Origin of the sequence: Pandoraea fibrosis (assembly GCF_000807775.2) — a bacterium.
GTDB lineage: Bacteria > Pseudomonadota > Gammaproteobacteria > Burkholderiales > Burkholderiaceae > Pandoraea > Pandoraea fibrosis.
In genome coordinates this window covers 821,256-837,170 of the sequence record NZ_CP047385.1, presented here as the reverse complement: position 1 = coordinate 837,170, position 15,915 = coordinate 821,256, and the positions used below count along the sequence as shown (strand labels likewise).

Below are 15,915 nucleotides of genomic sequence, written 5' to 3'. Positions count from 1 at the left end.
GATACAGGCTACCCATGCTCAGCATCCTCGGCAGACCGGCGTCCATCAACGTTCGCAAGGTATTGTGGTTGTGTCACGAACTCGACACGCCGTTCGTCAATCCGCCATGGGGTGACGGCGACCCATCGCGCGAGCTGGACGCTCCGGCGTTCGTCGCGCTCAACCCCAACAAGATGGTGCCGGTGATCGACGACGACGGCTTCGTCCTGTGGGAATCCAACAGCATCCTGCGCTACCTTGCCGCTTCGCGTGAACGCGTCGACCTTTATCCCGTTGCACCGCGCGAACGTGCCCGCGTAGATCAATGGATCGACTGGCAGGCCTCGGATCTGAATCCGGCATGGGTGTATCCGTTCAAATCGATCGTTCGTCGCGCCCCGGGATACGACGACGCCCGCATGGTGGCCAGCAGCGTTGCGCGATGGACGGAACTCATGGGCGTGCTCGAGCAGCAATTGCAGTCGACGCAAGCCTTTGTCTGTGGCGATACGTTCACGCTCGCGGACATCCCGATCGGTCTGGCCGTGCATCGCTGGTTCGCCACGCCAGTCGATAGGCCAACGCTCGATGCCGTCGCGGCCTATTACGAACGCCTGTCGTCGAACGAAGGTTTTCGCCGCTACGGACGAAACGGCACGCCCTAACGAATTCGCGACACTCCGTCGCGAGCGACCGGTGCCTGAAGGCGTCTCGCCTATTGCCCCGGCCCGGTCGCCAACGTTTCACGCAACACTTCGGCCAGCGCGATGATGCCCGCCTCGATATGCTCGAGCCGTATCGAGGAGAAGCCCAGCCGGAACATATTGCGTGGCGGCGCATCGCCCATGAAGAACACATCGCCCGGTTCGATCAGAATGCCGCGCGATTTCGCCCGCGCCGCCAGCACGTTGGCATTGAGGTTTTCCGGCCCCCGTACCCAACAAGACGCCCCGCCCTTCACCTGCACGAACGACGCTTCCGGCATATGCGTGGCAAGCGCCGCGCTCAGCACTTCGGCGCGATTGGCGTAGGTGTCCGCCAGACGGCGCAGCAAGGCGTCGTGGTGGCCCAGCGCGAGGAACATCGAGAACGAACGTTGAATAAACGCCGACGGATGACGAATCATCAAGCGTCGCAGCGCACGCAACTCGGCCACCAACGCCGCAGGCGCGACGATGTATCCCAACCGCAATCCCGGCGCAAAAGACTTCGACAAACTCCCGATATAGATCACCCGATCGCTGCGGTCCAGACTCTTGAGCGCCGGAATCGGGATGTCCGAATAGCTGTTCTCGCTTTCGTAATCGTCCTCGATGAGCACGAAGTCCTCGGTCTCCGCGCGACGCAGCAAGGCTTCGCGATGCGCGAGCGGCATCGTGGTCGTCGTCGGGCATTGATGCGAGGGCGTCACGTACACGTAGTCGCATTGCGACAACCGGTCGTCGACAGGCACCCCGTATTCGTCGACGGGCAAACCGACCAGCTTGGGCGTGCGTATCGCGAAGATATTGCGCGCATCGGGGTAGCCGGGATCTTCGATCCCTACCGTCGTGTGCGCGCCGACCAGTAAATCCGCCAGTAGATAGAGCGCTTGTTGCGCGCCGTTGGTCAGCACGATCTCGTCGGCGTCGGCCCACACGCCGCGTCGCGGCAATACGCGCGTGCGGATCTGCTGAATGAGCGTCTCGTCGTCGCGCGCGATCATGTCCGGCGCCCAGTCGCGAATCTCCATGATGGTGAGCGCCTTCTGACAGCATTCGCGCCAGTCCGCCGTCGGGAACATGGTCGGATCGAACTGACCATAAATGAACGGGTACTGGTACTGCTGCCAGTCGATGGGCTTCACGATGTTGCGCTGCCCTGACGGACGCACCACGTAGCGGCCCTCCCAATCCGGCGTCGACGGGTCCAGCGGCGCAATGGTGCCAGCCGCCGGCTCCGGTGCCGCCTTCACCGGCGCACTCTGCGACCCGACGCGCGGCGCGAGGATGTCGCCGTTCACGAAGTAGCCGCGTCGCTCGCGTGCGATCAGATAGCCCTCGTCGACCAGTTGCTGGTAGGCCAGCACCACCGTGTTGCGCGCCACGCCGAGACCTTCCGCCAATTCGCGCGACGACGGCACTGCGGCACCGCGCATCAGGCGCTCGTCCAGAATCGCCGACACCAGCATCTGGCGTATCTGGCTCTGCAATCCCATGCCGGCGCGCGCCGACATCAGAAACAACTGGTTCCACATCGCCGCAGAAATCCGGCTCGACATCGCGCCCTCTCTTCTTGTTACTTCCAGAGCGTCAATTATTACTCATGAGACGGTGACGTTTATTCCGAATTCGGGTTTATCCGCAGTCAATCGAATTTCGTTCGAATTCCAGCATCCATGCGGCTCACGGGCCGATTCCACGCGATCTGGACCAGTTGGCATCATCAAATGCGGCCAACTGGCTCTAACGAACAAAAATGCAGGCAGCAATGATGCAGTCACTTGACGCCGATTCGTAATCCCAGCCGCGTCAACCCGAGTGTTCCACCGAAATTTCCGATTAGAGGTGAACCATGAATGGACTTCCGAACCGGCTGCGACGGGTGTTCGCTGCTACCGCGTTGGCCTCCGCCGCGCTACCTGCCGCGCTGACGCTTGGATTGACGTTGCCCGCCACGGCCCAGGCGCAGGAAAAAGAGGTGACGATTGCCTATCAGCAGATCGTCGACCCGTGGCTGGTCGCGATTGCCAGCGGCGAGTTCGAAAAAGCCACGGGCTACAAGATTCACTGGCGTCAGTTCGAATCCGGCGCCAAGGTCGGCACGGCGCTCGCGTCGGGCGACATCAAGATCGGCGTGCTCGGCTCCAGCCCCATGGCAGCGGCCGTCTCGCAAGGGCTTGACCTTCAGTTGTTCTGGATTCTCGACGACATCAATCAGGCCGAAGCGATGGTCGTGCGCAACGCGTCGAACATCAAGACGCCCGCCGACCTGAAGGGCAAGAAGATTGGCGTGCCGTTCGTCTCGACCACGCACTACCACACGATGTTTGCGTTGCAACAGTGGGGGATCAAGCCCAACGAGGTGACGGTACTCAACATGCAGCCGAACCAGATCGTGGCGGCATGGGAGCGCGGCGATATCGACGCGGCGTATGTATGGGACCCGGCGCTCGCGCAGATCAAGCAAAGCGGTCATGTGCTGATCACGTCGGGTGAGTTGTCGAAGCAGGGCAAACCGACGTTCGACGGTATCGCCGTCGACCGGAAATGGGGAGAAGCGAACGCCGACTTCATGGCGAAATTCGTCAAGGTGATCGCCGACGCCGACGCCGCCTATCGCCAGAACCAGGCCGCATGGTCCGCCGGTTCGCCGCAGGTCAAAGCGATCGTGAAGATGATCGGCGGCAAGCCGGAGGACGTACCCGGCGCGCTCTCGCTCTACGCCTATCCGTCGGCGCAGCAGCAGGCCTCCGGCGAATGGCTCGGCGGCGGCAAGGACAGCCGCGCGGCCAAGGCGCTCAAGGACACGGCCGAGTTCCTCAAGAGCCAGCAGAAGATCAACGCCGTCAAGGCCGACTACACGCCATACGTCACGTCGCGCTATGTCGACGCCGCACTCAAACTGAAGTAAGCCGCGCCGGGGCGCCCGCATCGGAGGATCTCCGGTGCAGACGCCCCTCCCCGATCGCTGGATCGACAGGAGAAGGGCTTCATGGAACAACTCATCGTCAACGACGTCAGCGTCGTCTATCCCGGCCGGCGTCCCGGCGAGCAGGTACAGGCGCTCGCGCACGTCGATCTGAGCATCGCACCCGGCGATTTCGTGGTGGCGCTGGGCGCCTCGGGTTGCGGCAAGACCACGTTACTGAGTCTGATGGCCGGCTTCATCGCACCGACCTCCGGCGAATTGCTGCTGGGCGACGCCCCCATCGAGGGGCCCGGTGCCGACCGTGGCGTGGTGTTCCAGAAGCACGCATTGCTGCCCTGGCTCAATGTGATGGAGAACACCGAATTCGGGTTGAAGCTGCAAGGCATTCCCAAGACGGAACGGCGCGCCCGTGCGGCACGTAACCTCGCGCTGGTCGGCTTGCAGGACTTCCACAACCACATGATCTACCAGCTCTCCGGCGGCATGCAGCAGCGCGTAGGCATTGCGCGCGCGCTCACGTGCAATCCGTCGATGCTGCTCATGGACGAGCCGATGGCCGCGCTTGACGCGCTCACGCGGGAAACCATTCAGGAATTGCTGCTCGACGTGTGGCGCGAGACCGGCAAGATGATTTTCTTCATCACGCACAGCGTGGAAGAAGCCCTCTTTCTCGCGAGCCGACTCATCGTGATGTCGCCGCGCCCGGGCCGTATCACGCACACCTACGAACTCGATTTCAACCAGCGCTATCTCGAATGCCGCGATGCGCGCGCCATCAAGTCGAGCCCCGATTTCATCGCCATGCGAGAGACCGTGCTCAGCATCATCTACGGCGACGAACGCGCAGGCCAGACGGCGACGTCCGGCACCAGCGCGGTCGCCGCCTGATCGAAGCAGGAGACGCTGCCATCATGATGACCAAACCCGTCACCACTCCCCACGCGACCCCGACCGGATCCCCCGCCGGCGGCAGCACGCAACGCCCGGCCACTGCCCCTTCGGCACCTCGGACGCCGCGTCAACGCGGCTGGTTCGCCCGCATGTTCGCGCCACGTCCGGTCAAGGCAGGAGAATCGTTCGGCGCGCCGGGCCAGGGGCCCAGTCTTGCCATCAGCATCGTGACGGTCATCGCGCTGTTGCTGCTGTGGATCGCCATTACCTCGTCGGGCATGATCAAGCCCCTGTTCCTGCCGGGACCGCGCGCCATCGTCGAGAAGTTCATGCAGGTCATGACCGAGGGCTTCGCAGGCTCCACGCTGTGGCAACACACGCTCGCGAGTCTGTATCGCGTGTTCGGCGCCTTTGCATTGGCGTGCATCACTGCCATCCCGGTCGGCATTCTGATGGGGGTGTCGCGTGTGGCGCGCGGCGTATTCGATCCGCCCATCGAGTTCTACCGTCCCCTGCCCCCGCTCGCCTATCTGCCGCTCGTGATCATCTGGTTCGGCATCGGCGAGTTCTCGAAAGTGTTCCTGATCTATCTGGCGATCTTCGCCCCGCTTGCCATCGCAGCGCGTGCGGGGGTGCGGTCGGTATCGATGGAACAGATTCACGCGGCGTATTCGATGGGCGCCTCACCGCGCCAGATCGTCATGCACGTCATCGTGAAGTCGGCGCTGCCGGAAATTTTCACCGGCATGCGTATCGGCATCGGTGTGGGATGGACCACGCTGGTCGCCGCCGAAATGGTGGCGGCGTCGAGCGGACTCGGTTTCATGGTGCTCAACGCGGCGGAGTTCCTCGCGTCGGACATCGTGATCATGGGGATCATCGTGATCGGCTTCTTCGCTTTCGGTTTCGATCTGATCATGCGCTATCTGGAACGCGTACTCGTGCCCTGGAAAGGCAAGGTCTGACGAGGTCATAGCAGGTCCGTTGGTCATCACAAAAGACGCAGGGCGGCTCCCCCCGCCGCACCTGCCGTCAAACAAGGCATTCAGGAGGTTGTGTGGCAGTCGAGACATTGCAGAGCGGGCGTCTTGCCCGCGAGCGGCATTCAGTCGGCCTGGTCGCTGTTGTCGTTTCCCCCCGGTTCTTCCCTTATCCCAGTTCTTCCCGTTCTTCCCGTTCTTCCCGTTCCCCTCGTCTCTCGCTTAACGCCGCGCCGATCGCGCGCCACCTCACGGGAGGTCGCCATGGCCAATCGTGACAACGGCACGCATCTGCAATCGAGCCTCAAGCAACGGCACATGAGCATGATCGCGCTGGGCGGTGTGATCGGCGCGGGACTCTTCGTCGGTAGCGGCGTGGTCGTACATGCAGCCGGCCCGGCAGCGGTGCTGTCGTTCCTCATCACCGGCGCGCTCGTCGTGCTCGTCATGCGCATGCTCGGCGAGATGGCGTGTGCGCTGCCCACCGTCGGATCGTTCTACGAGTACGCGCGCCTCGCGTGGAACGACAAGCCGGTCGGCGGCGAGCTTGCCGGCTTTCTCACCGGCTGGATGTACTGGTACTTCTGGGTGATCGTCGTCGCGGTGGAAGCCGTGGCAGGCGCCAACCTGATTCAGTTCTGGCTACCCGATATTCCCGCGTGGGCCATCAGTCTGGTATTGCTTGTCGTGCTCACGCTGACCAATCTGGTGTCGGTGGCCTCGTATGGCGAGTTCGAGTTCTGGTTTGCATCGATCAAGGTCGCGGCCATCGTCGTGTTCCTGTTCCTCGGCGCGCTCTTCGTATTCGGGATGTGGCCGGGCGCGGTCGCGAGCACCGGCAATCTGCTCTCGCACGGCGGCTTCATGCCCAATGGCATCGGCCCCGTGATGGCCGGCGCCGTCGCGGCTACCGGCTTCTACTTCGGTGCGGAAATCGTGACGATCGCCGCCGCCGAAGCGGCCGAACCACAGCAAGCCGTCGCCCGCGCGACCAATTCGGTGATCGGACGCGTGCTGTTCTTCTACATCGGCTCGATCCTGCTGGTGGTGATGCTCGTGCCCTGGAACTCGACCGGCATGGCCACGCCGTATGTGAGCGCACTCGAAGCCATGCACATTCCGGCAGCCGCGCACATCATGAACGCCGTCGTGCTCACCGCAGTGCTCTCGGCACTCAACTCCGGTCTGTACGCCTCGTCGCGCATGCTGTTCGCCCTCACGCGCCGTGGCGATGCGCCGCGCTCGCTTGCCAGGCTCAATGCGCGTGGCGTGCCGGTACGTGCGATTCTCGTCGGCACCCTGTTCGGGTACGCGGCCGTGGTGATGTCCTACGTCTCGCCTGACACGGTCTTTGCGTTTCTGGTGAACTCTTACGGCACCGTCGCGATCTTCGTCTACGTGCTGATTGCGTTCTCCCAGTTGAAGCTGCGCAAACGACTCGAACGCGAAGCGCCGGGCAAGCTCAAGGTACGGATGTGGGGATATCCGTACCTCACCTGGGTCGCGATCATCGGCATGCTGTCCATCGTCGGTGCCATGGCTTTCATTCCCGACCAGCGCACACCGCTCGCCCTGGGAGTCGTCAGTCTGACGGTACTGCTCGTCGCGTTCACCGTGCGTTCGATCTGGCGCAAGCTGCGCTCGCCGGACCCCGGCTTCGAAATCTGATCGCGAGATAGACGTCATGACCGGCGGCAGATCATCTGCCGCCGGTTTTGCTTTGCGGTGCGCGAACTCACTGCGCGGGCGTCGAACGAAGGAAAGAAGGAAGCGCGGCCGATGGCCTTAGAGAACGGCGCAAACCAGCGCCTGTGTCAGCAAACGCTGCTCTTCGTCGGAAAAGATGCCGATCAGCACGATCGTCGACGACGATGCCGGGATATCGGGGCGGCGTGTGAACATCGAACGACGCCCGACGACATGAAGCTCACTGATCTGGCCGGCACGCAGCGAGACGAACCCTTTGGCGCGCAATAGTTTCTCGGGGAACATCGCGAGTGCGGCCTTCAGGCGAGCGCGGTCGATCACCCCGCAGGCTTCGACAGTGAAGCTCCGCAGGCCGCGTGGCAGCGCATGGGATGCGGGTCGCATCGAATGCGGACTCAGCAGCCCCGGTACGGCAACAGGCTCGCCGGCTTCGTCAACAACGTCGGGAAAGAGAATCTCGGGTGGCACCACGCCGTGGGTTGCCGTCACAACAATCTGCGTGGCACCCAGCGACGCCAGACGGTGCCTGACCGTCGCCACCATAGCCTCGTCGACAAGGTCGGTCTTGGTCAACACGAGCGTGCTGGCCGCTGCAATCTGCCGTTGCACGATATCGCCGACGTAGCGGTCGTCCAACACTGCATCGATCGTCTCGACATCCACCGCGACCACAATGCCGTGCAGCCGAAATGCTCGGTCTAGCATCCCGACTTGGGCGATACGCATCGGATCGGACACGCCACTCGCTTCGATGACCAGCAAGTCGGGCCGCTCGGCGCGTTCGCCGAGGGCAATCAATGTCTCGACCAAACGCCCGCCGATCGTGCAACAGACGCACCCGTTCTCGAGCCCGATCACGTCGTCGCCGCGCTCTCTGATGAGCGAGGCGTCCACATTGATCGAGCCGAAGTCGTTGACCAGTACGGTCACCCGCAGGCCGTCGGCGTTGCGCAACAGCGCGTTGACGAGCGTTGTCTTGCCTGCACCGAGATAGCCGCCCAGGACGATCATCGGGATCGGCGGCCTGACGACGGTCCCGGCGCCCTGCGGGGCTGAGGGTTCCGTGCGCCTATGCATCACGTCGGCGCGCGAAAGACTTCGCCGCCCAACACGGTGCCCCACACCGGCATCTGGCGCAAATCGTCCACCGGCACCTCGAACGGATCGGCGTCGAGCACAGCGAAGTCGGCGTATTTGCCGACCTCGATACTACCGATCAGATGATCCATCCCCAGCGAAAATGCCGCGCCCAGCGTGATCGCACGTAACGCGTCCGCGACAGGCAGACGCAACGATTCGCCCAGCACGCGGCCCGACGACGTTTCCCGTTTGGCCGCACACCACGCGGTGAACAACGGGTTGAGTTGTGTGATCGGCGCATCGGAATGCAGCGCAAACGGCAGGTCGATCTGAAGCGCCATCTCGGCCGCGTCCATCCGGTTGGCGCGATCCGGGCCCATCGTGCGCTGGTAGTGCGCATCGCCCCAGTAGTAGACGTGGTTCGCGAAGAAATTCACGCACATGCCGAGCCGCTGAGCGCGCGTCAGTTGCGCCGCATCGGCCATCTGACAATGCTGCAACGTGTGGCGATGGTCGACACGCGGATGCAGTGCCAGCAGCGTCTCGATGGCATCGAGCACGACGTCGGTGGCCTCGTCGCCGTTCGTGTGGATATGCAATTGCAGACCCGCTTCATGGAACGGCAAGAATGTCTCGACCAGTTGCGACGGCGGGATCAGCCAGAGGCCGTTGGGCTTGCCGTTGTAATACCCCGGCCAGCGCAGCCGCGCCGTGTAGCCCTGAATCGAGCCGTCGACGATGAATTTAACCGGCCCGTAGTGCAGCTTGTCGGTGTTGCCCTCTCGCGCGTCAAGCACGCGCTGAGGCCCACCCTCGGGACAGCGTTGCGGTGCAAACGCGGGCACGATGCGAATCGGATACTTCGGGTCCTGCGTCGCCTCGTGCAGATTGGCATTGCCCGACGGCGTCAGGTCGTTGACGAGATCGGTGGCTGTCGTCACCCCGGCGAGTTGCGCAACGCGGCCGAAATTCCAGATCGCGCGAACACTCTCGCTTGCCGCGATCGACAGCCCTTCGCCGATCACGCGATATACCGGGAACATCGCCGCGAACTCCTGCAACTCGCCCGTCGGCTCGCCGTCCTCGCCCATGACGATGCCTTCGATGTCGGCGTCCCCGTCGATGCCGGCGAGTGCCAGCATCGCCGTGTTCACGTTCATCAGATGCACACTCGCATGCAGGATGACGATGGGGCGGGTCATGGACACGGTATCGATGTCGCTCGCCACGAGCGGCGCGCCTTCAAAGAAGATCGGATCGTAGCCCCAGGCGAGCAGCGGCTTGTGATCGTCGGTCATGCGCCGCTGCGCGTCGCGCAGGCGATCCAGCACGGCAGCGGGCGTCTTCAGCCCCTCCCACAAGTGACCGTCGGGGCCACGACGATCGTAATAGCCGACATAGACGGCATCCCACATCGCGCCCTCCATCAAATGGCAATGCCCCTCGACCAGACCGGGCATCAACACCTTGTCGCGCAATGTCGTGATCGGCGCCGCATCCGTCCAGCGACGCATGTCCTCCGGACCACCGACGGCGAGGATACGCCCGTCGCACACGGCCACATGGGTGGCCACCGGCTGCGTCGGGTTCATCGTGAGAATCTTGCGTGCGACGTAGACACGAATGTCGTCGCGGCTGGCTGCGGTGTTGTCTCTGTCTGTCATCTTCACTTCTTGTAGGTGGAAAGTGCGCCCACACCCGCATCCATCGAGCGCTCCCGGTTGCCGCCAAGGAGCAGGTTGAACACGGACATGACCACAACGTTCACGATCAGGCAGATCAACCCGAGGTTGACGCCGCCAAGATCAGGATTCTTGAAATAGAGGACAAGCGCAAGCCCCTGCCCCGCCAGCACGCCTGCCGCCACAGCCGTCGCGCGCACGCGCATGCGGAAGACCACGGCGATCACGCCAGGCAGGAACTGCGTCACGCCGTAGTACGCCATGTTGATCAGCGTGAGCATGAGATTCGGCGTCAGCAGCGTGAGCACGATCGACCCCAGCAGATACAGCACGATGACAACCTTCGAGCTGGCCTTCTGACGATGCTCCGGCATGCCCGACAGAATATTGCGCGTGACGATGGGGCCCAGCGCGAGGCAGATGCCGGCGAGCACCAGCAAACCGGACAACGCCGCCCCCGCCGCCACGAGCCCGACCAGCCACGACGGCAGCAACTGCGTCACGGCTGCGAAGAACGCCTCGTTCGGCGAGCCCAGCGTGATGTTCCGGCTGATCGCGTAATACGACGCCAGCACAAGGAACGGATACATCAGCATGTACAGCGGCATGGCAATCTGCGTGCGGCGAATCGTGGCTGCACTCTTCGCCGTGAAAAAGTTCTGCACGCCGAATGGCATCACGTACATCCCGAGCGACTGGAACACGATGGTCGTCATCGCGAAGGTGAGTTGCGGCGGACTCATCGTATTGCTCACATGCTGGCTCGCCGCCTGAAACACGGGCGTGACGCCGGCCTCCCACGCCACCGCCACCCCCGTAATGACGATCGCAGCGACCATCAGCACGTCCTTGAGCACGGCGATATAGGCCGACGCACGCACGCCGGCAATGGCGATGTAGACGAACGCCAATAGCGCAGAGAACGAGATGAGCCACAGCGGCTGGAAATTCCATCCCAGCCCCTTGAGCGCCGCCACCAGTCCGGTGAACTGCAACTGTCCCCAGGGCAGCAGGAAGAGAATCGCTGTCACGGCGACGACAAGTTCAAGGAAGCGATTGTTGAAGTGCCCCTTGAACAGATCGGGCAGCGTAATGGCGTTGTAGCGCTTGCCCGCATCCCAGATCTTCGGGCCGAGGAAATACCCGACCGGGTAGGCCAACAGGATATAGCCGAGGAACCACACGCCATATGTCGGCCCCTTGGCGTAAATGCCGCCTGGGAAGCCAACCATCGTCCCGATGCTGTAAATCTCACCGGCCGCGAGGAAGAACACGAGCCATGCGCCGAACTGGCGCGAAGCGACGAAAAAATCGTGCACGCTCTGAGGGCCGCGTCCACCGCGCGCTCGCAAGGCGAGATAGACCGACAACAGAATGAAGCCGGCAAAGATAAGGGTTGCCATCGACGCAATCTCCGGAGATTCGGTACTGAGGCGCGGTATCGCGCCAACTGGGCATGACGGCGGGACGTGCCGACCGTCAGAAAAGCGCAGGGATCAGAAGCGCAATGACGCGAACGACACTCACGCCGGGTCTTCCGCGAGGTGACGGTCGAACAGCGTCCAGCACAGCCACAGACAGGCCGACGTGAGGACGAACCACAGGAAGATCCAACCGTAGATGAACGGCACGCCGAGGACATAGCGCTCGACGGACGCCGCCCACGGCAGCAACCCCACGACGCCGAGATACGGCAATCCAAGGCCAATCAACAATCTGAGCATGTTCTGTCTCCAGTACGCGGGGCGTTATTCGGCGGGGGCTCGTCGACCGTGGCCGTGCACGCTTGGGCCATGTCGTCGGATGACGACACGAGGCCCCCATTTGTCTGGCCCAGTATCTACAGCCAAAATTCGCGCCGTTTAGAGCCACATGACAGAAAAATGTGGTGCCAGAGAGGCCTTCCCCGAGCCGCGAAAACGCTGCGGCGGTGCCACTTTGCGCTGGCACCATCACAAAGCGGCGGTGGTACTAATGCCGGGAAAATGTTCTTGGCAGTATTGGCTCATTTCCGTCAGGAGCCTAACGTGGGTACGATTGAATCCTTCGCGCTGGATCGTCGCTCCGAAGCTGCGCCATACGATCCGCTTTACGATCCCCTGGTCTCGTCTGGCCCCGGCCTGGGCATGGACTACGCGCCAACCTACTGGGTCGCCACCGCCGGCGAACCGCCCGAAGACGACGGCCCGCTACCCGGCGATGCCGATGTCGACGTGGTCATTGTCGGTGCCGGATTCACCGGCCTGTCCACCGCGTTATTCCTCGCTCGCGAACATGGCATTCGCGCCATGGTGCTCGAAGCGAACCGCACCTGCTGGGGATGCACCAGCCGTAACGGCGGTCAGGGGCAGAACGCGAGCGGACGACTCTATCGCTCGCAATGGATCGCGCGCTGGGGCAAGGAGACCGCCCTGCGTCTGGATGCCGAAATCCGCGAGGGCTTCAACACATTCAGGTCGCTCATCGCCGAAGTGCCCGAGTGCGATCCGCAACCGGGCGGCCATCTCTACATCGCCCACCGCGATCGCAAGATGGAATTCCTTCGCAACGAAGCCAAGGTCATGCGCGACGTCTTCGGTTACGACACACGCATCCTTTCGCGCGCCGAAGTCAGCGAACAGTATGTCGACGATCAGGAAAGCTGCGGCGCCATGCACGAACCCGACGGCATCGGCGTGCACCCGCTGAAGCTCGCGTTCGGCTATCTGCGCATGGCGCGCGCGCTCGGCGCTCGCGTGCATCCGTCCACGCCGGTGCTGGGTGTCGAGACGATCAACGGGGTGCATCATGTGCGCACGCCGCGTGGTGTCGTGCGCGCCAAGGCCGTTGCCTTCGCGACCGGCGGCTACACACGCAACGACGTGACCAAGGCGCTGCGCGCCAAGATCATGCCGATTCTGTCGAACTCGCTCGTCACGCGCGTGCTGACGCCCGACGAAATCGCAGCCACGCGCTTTCGCACGCACGAAGTCATTACCGACACGCGCACGCTGCGCTACTACTACCGTCTGCTGCCGGACAACCGCCTGCAGATCGGCAGCCGCAGTTCGATCACTGGCGCGGATGCGCAAAATCCGAAACACATGGCGGTGCTCGTCGAAGGCCTGCATCGCAAGTTTCCGGCACTGCGCGGCATTCGCATCGATTACTCGTGGTGGGGCTGGGTCGATGTCAGTCACGACATGATGCCGCGCGTCACGCAGCCCGATCCCCGGCATAACCTGTTCTACGCAGTGGGCTATGGCGGTAACGGCGTGTCGTTCTCGGCGCACGCCGGACGCCGCCTCGCCCAGCGCATTGCCGGTCAGCGCGACCCGTCGTGGGATCTGCCGATCTACGACTCGGCGCTGCAATACCCGAACGTGTTCGGCACCGTGCAGTGGCAAGGCTTTGCGCCCTTCCGTCGCATCGGCCAGCGTTTCCTCTATCAGCGGTATCACGCGCAAGACGAAGCGCGTTGATCCGTCTTCCCCTCTGCATTTTTTTGGAATCTGCAATGACGACTCAGAACGAATCCGCCGACATCCAGTTGCTCAAGACCTTCAACGACGCCTGGAACCGCCATGACATCGACGCCCTCATGGCCTGCATGACGGACGCCTGCGTGTTTCACGCCGTGGCCGGTCCCGACATGCTGGGTCGCACCTTCGAAGGACGCGACGCCGTGCGCGCCGCGTTTCAGTCTGCGTGGGAGAACTTCCCCGACGCCTCATGGACCGAGGGCGTGCATTTCGTCACCGGCAATCGCGGCGTGTCCGAGTCGACCTTTCGCGGCACGAAGGCAGACGGTAGCCGCGTGGAGGCACGCATGGTCGATGTCTTCACCCTGCGCGACGGCAAGATCGAAGTGAAAAACGCCTTCCGCAAGGATCGCCCCGCGTTCTGACGCTCCCCCATCCCTTCGTGGGGCTATGGCCTTGTCGCGGCATTTTCATTTTTCAATACAAAACGTACCAAATAATAAAAATACTGATTGACCACGACAAACAGATCGCCTAGATTTCCACATACGCAACGAAATCGGAATTATTTGTTCCGTTTATTTTTCACTGGAGACACCCATGAATGCCAAAGATCCGGCTACGGCCACCCAGCAACTGACTGCCGCCGACGGTGGCCCGCAGGCCATGACGCCGTCCGAAGCCTTCGTTGAAACGATGGTCGCCAACGGCGTGAGCGAGATGTTCGGCATCATGGGCTCGGCCTTCATGGACGCAATGGACATCTTCGCGCCTGCCGGCATTCGTCTGATCCCGGTAGTGCATGAACAGGGCGCCGGCCACATGGCCGACGGTTACGCCCGCGTGTCGGGCCGTCACGGTGTGGTGATCGGTCAGAACGGTCCGGGCATCAGTAACTGCGTGACGGCGATTGCCGCCGCTTACTGGGCGCACAGCCCGGTCGTGATCGTCACGCCGGAAGCCGGCACGATGGGCATCGGTCTGGGCGGCTTCCAGGAAGCGAAGCAGTTGCCGATGTTCCAGGAGTTCACGAAGTATCAGGGGCACGTGACGCACCCGGCCCGCATGGCCGAATTCACCGGCCGCTGCTTCGATCGCGCGATGGCCGAAATGGGCCCGACGCAACTCAACATTCCGCGCGACTACTTCTACGGCCAGATCAAGACCGAGATTCCGCGTCCGCAGCGACTCGACCGCGGGGCCGGTGGCGAAGAGCGCCTGAACGAAGCTGCCGAACTGCTCGCGCAAGCCAAGTTCCCGGTCATCATCTCGGGCGGCGGCGTGGTCATGGCCGACGCGATCGAAGAGTGCAAGGCACTGGCCGAACGCCTCGGCGCACCGGTCGTGAACAGCTATCTGCATAACGACTCGTTCCCGGCGAATCATCCGCTGTGGTGCGGTCCGCTCGGCTATCAGGGCTCGAAGGCTGCGATGAAGCTGCTGGCACAGGCCGACGTGGTCGTCGCCCTCGGTTCGCGTCTCGGACCGTTCGGCACGCTGCCGCAACACGGTCTGGACTACTGGCCCAAGAACGCCAAGATCATCCAGATCGACGCCGATCACAAGATGCTCGGCCTCGTGAAGAAGATCTCGGTCGGTATCTGCGGCGATGCGAAGGCCGCCGCCGTGGCCCTGTCGCAACGTCTGGCGCAGCGCACGCTCGTGTGCGATGCCACGCGCGCGGCCCGCGCCGACCAGATCGCCACCGAAAAGGCCGCGTGGGAGAAGGAGCTCGACGACTGGACGCACGAGCGCGATCCGTACAGCCTCGACATGATCGAAGAGCAAAAGCAGGAGCGCACCTTCAACGGTGGTGAGTATCTGCATCCGCGTCAGGTGCTGCGCGAGCTGGAGAAGGCGATGCCGGAAGACGTCATGGTCTCGACCGACATCGGCAACATCAACTCGGTGGCCAACAGCTACCTGCGCTTCAACAAGCCACGCAGCTTCTTTGCTGCCATGAGCTGGGGCAACTGCGGCTACGCGTTCCCGACGATCATCGGCGCAAAGGTTGCCGCACCGCACCGTCCGGCCATCTCCTATGCCGGCGATGGCGCCTGGGGCATGAGCCTGATGGAAACGCTGACCTGCGTGCGCCACAACATTCCGGTCACCGCCGTGGTCTTCCACAACCGTCAGTGGGGCGCCGAGAAGAAGAATCAGGTGGACTTCTACAATCGTCGCTTCGTCGCCGGCGAACTCGAGAGCCCGAGCTTCGCCAACATCGCCCGTGCGATGGGTGCCGAGGGCATCGTGGTCGATCGTCTGGAAGATGTCGGCCCTGCGCTGAAGAAGGCCATCGACCTGCAGATGAACCACGGCAAGACGACGATCATCGAAATCATGTGCACCCGCGAGCTGGGCGATCCGTTCCGCCGCGACGCGCTGTCCAAGCCGGTGCGCATGCTCGACAAGTACAAGGACTACGTCTGACGCGGTTGAGGTAATTCGTGTTACAGCGCTCCCGGCTCTGTGGGTGCCGGGGGCGCTTTTTTATTTTCCGGA

13 protein-coding genes are annotated in these 15,915 nt (G+C 62.9%); 8 read left to right on the top strand and 5 right to left on the bottom strand.

Going from position 1 to position 15,915, the window contains the following annotated elements; all coding sequences use genetic code 11:
* Positions 1–14: 14 nt before the first annotated feature.
* Positions 15–644 carry a glutathione S-transferase family protein gene (locus PI93_RS03660; RefSeq protein ID WP_039372404.1) on the top strand — a complete coding sequence of 210 codons (630 nt, stop codon included), beginning with the start codon at positions 15–17 and terminating at the stop codon, positions 642–644.
* Between the two features lie 50 nt (positions 645–694).
* Here the strand turns inward: PI93_RS03660 and pdxR are convergent, their stop codons facing one another.
* Positions 695–2,239, bottom strand: coding sequence for a MocR-like pyridoxine biosynthesis transcription factor PdxR (gene pdxR / locus PI93_RS03655; RefSeq protein WP_039372406.1), 1,545 nt, complete (start codon positions 2,237–2,239; stop codon positions 695–697).
* Positions 2,240–2,532: 293 nt separating this feature from the next.
* Between pdxR and tauA the strand changes: the two genes are divergently transcribed.
* The 4 genes from tauA (at position 2,533) to PI93_RS03635 (ending at position 7,148) form a co-directional block, all read left to right on the top strand.
* Positions 2,533–3,591: a taurine ABC transporter substrate-binding protein gene (gene tauA, locus PI93_RS03650; protein WP_144400204.1), complete on the top strand. Its 1,059-nt coding sequence runs from the start codon at positions 2,533–2,535 to the stop codon at positions 3,589–3,591.
* Between the two features lie 81 nt (positions 3,592–3,672).
* Positions 3,673–4,497, top strand: a complete 825-nt coding sequence (locus PI93_RS03645; protein WP_010805019.1) for a taurine ABC transporter ATP-binding protein — start codon at positions 3,673–3,675, stop codon at positions 4,495–4,497.
* Between the two features lie 152 nt (positions 4,498–4,649).
* Positions 4,650–5,465 carry an ABC transporter permease subunit gene (locus PI93_RS03640; RefSeq protein ID WP_039372500.1) on the top strand — a complete coding sequence of 272 codons (816 nt, stop codon included), beginning with the start codon at positions 4,650–4,652 and terminating at the stop codon, positions 5,463–5,465.
* Positions 5,466–5,744: 279 nt separating this feature from the next.
* The gene (locus tag PI93_RS03635; RefSeq protein WP_039372411.1) at positions 5,745–7,148 is read left to right on the top strand and encodes an amino acid permease; all 1,404 of its coding nucleotides are present in this window, start codon (positions 5,745–5,747) and stop codon (positions 7,146–7,148) included.
* A gap of 117 nt (positions 7,149–7,265) precedes the next feature.
* On the opposite strand, the gene PI93_RS03630 is transcribed toward PI93_RS03635, so the two are convergent.
* The 4 genes from PI93_RS03630 to PI93_RS03615 form a co-directional block, all read right to left on the bottom strand.
* Entirely contained in the window at positions 7,266–8,198 is a 933-nt protein-coding gene (locus tag PI93_RS03630; protein WP_039372412.1) for a CobW family GTP-binding protein, read from the bottom strand.
* Between the two features lie 65 nt (positions 8,199–8,263).
* The gene (locus PI93_RS03625) at positions 8,264–9,931 is read right to left on the bottom strand and encodes an amidohydrolase (RefSeq protein WP_039372414.1); all 1,668 of its coding nucleotides are present in this window, start codon (positions 9,929–9,931) and stop codon (positions 8,264–8,266) included.
* A 2-nt stretch (positions 9,932–9,933) separates the two neighbouring features.
* Positions 9,934–11,352, bottom strand: a complete 1,419-nt coding sequence (locus PI93_RS03620; RefSeq protein ID WP_039372417.1) for a sodium:solute symporter family protein — start codon at positions 11,350–11,352, stop codon at positions 9,934–9,936.
* A 120-nt stretch (positions 11,353–11,472) separates the two neighbouring features.
* Positions 11,473–11,673, bottom strand: coding sequence for a DUF3311 domain-containing protein (locus tag PI93_RS03615; protein WP_039372420.1), 201 nt, complete (start codon positions 11,671–11,673; stop codon positions 11,473–11,475).
* Positions 11,674–11,976: 303 nt separating this feature from the next.
* Between PI93_RS03615 and PI93_RS03610 the strand changes: the two genes are divergently transcribed.
* From PI93_RS03610 to xsc, 3 genes are all read left to right on the top strand, one after another.
* Positions 11,977–13,410, top strand: coding sequence for an NAD(P)/FAD-dependent oxidoreductase (locus tag PI93_RS03610; RefSeq protein ID WP_039372422.1), 1,434 nt, complete (start codon positions 11,977–11,979; stop codon positions 13,408–13,410).
* Positions 13,411–13,445: 35 nt separating this feature from the next.
* Positions 13,446–13,835 (top strand): nuclear transport factor 2 family protein, encoded by a 390-nt coding sequence (locus PI93_RS03605; protein ID WP_039372425.1) that lies wholly within the window; start codon positions 13,446–13,448, stop codon positions 13,833–13,835.
* A 175-nt stretch (positions 13,836–14,010) separates the two neighbouring features.
* Entirely contained in the window at positions 14,011–15,843 is a 1,833-nt protein-coding gene (gene xsc / locus PI93_RS03600) for a sulfoacetaldehyde acetyltransferase (RefSeq protein ID WP_201278423.1), read from the top strand.
* Positions 15,844–15,915: the final 72 nt, after the last annotated feature.

What these genes read in the sequence shown, in the direction of transcription:
- PI93_RS03660 (WP_039372404.1), top strand. Translation starts at nt 15, where the DNA reads ATGCTCAGCATCCTCGGCAGACCGGCGTCCATCAACGTTCGCAAGGTA.
- pdxR (WP_039372406.1), bottom strand. Translation starts at nt 2,239, where the DNA reads ATGTCGAGCCGGATTTCTGCGGCGATGTGGAACCAGTTGTTTCTGATG.
- tauA (WP_144400204.1), top strand. Translation starts at nt 2,533, where the DNA reads ATGAATGGACTTCCGAACCGGCTGCGACGGGTGTTCGCTGCTACCGCG.
- PI93_RS03645 (WP_010805019.1), top strand. Translation starts at nt 3,673, where the DNA reads ATGGAACAACTCATCGTCAACGACGTCAGCGTCGTCTATCCCGGCCGG.
- PI93_RS03640 (WP_039372500.1), top strand. Translation starts at nt 4,650, where the DNA reads ATGTTCGCGCCACGTCCGGTCAAGGCAGGAGAATCGTTCGGCGCGCCG.
- PI93_RS03635 (WP_039372411.1), top strand. Translation starts at nt 5,745, where the DNA reads ATGGCCAATCGTGACAACGGCACGCATCTGCAATCGAGCCTCAAGCAA.
- PI93_RS03630 (WP_039372412.1), bottom strand. Translation starts at nt 8,198, where the DNA reads ATGATCGTCCTGGGCGGCTATCTCGGTGCAGGCAAGACAACGCTCGTC.
- PI93_RS03625 (WP_039372414.1), bottom strand. Translation starts at nt 9,931, where the DNA reads ATGACAGACAGAGACAACACCGCAGCCAGCCGCGACGACATTCGTGTC.
- PI93_RS03620 (WP_039372417.1), bottom strand. Translation starts at nt 11,352, where the DNA reads ATGGCAACCCTTATCTTTGCCGGCTTCATTCTGTTGTCGGTCTATCTC.
- PI93_RS03615 (WP_039372420.1), bottom strand. Translation starts at nt 11,673, where the DNA reads ATGCTCAGATTGTTGATTGGCCTTGGATTGCCGTATCTCGGCGTCGTG.
- PI93_RS03605 (WP_039372425.1), top strand. Translation starts at nt 13,446, where the DNA reads ATGACGACTCAGAACGAATCCGCCGACATCCAGTTGCTCAAGACCTTC.
- xsc (WP_201278423.1), top strand. Translation starts at nt 14,011, where the DNA reads ATGAATGCCAAAGATCCGGCTACGGCCACCCAGCAACTGACTGCCGCC.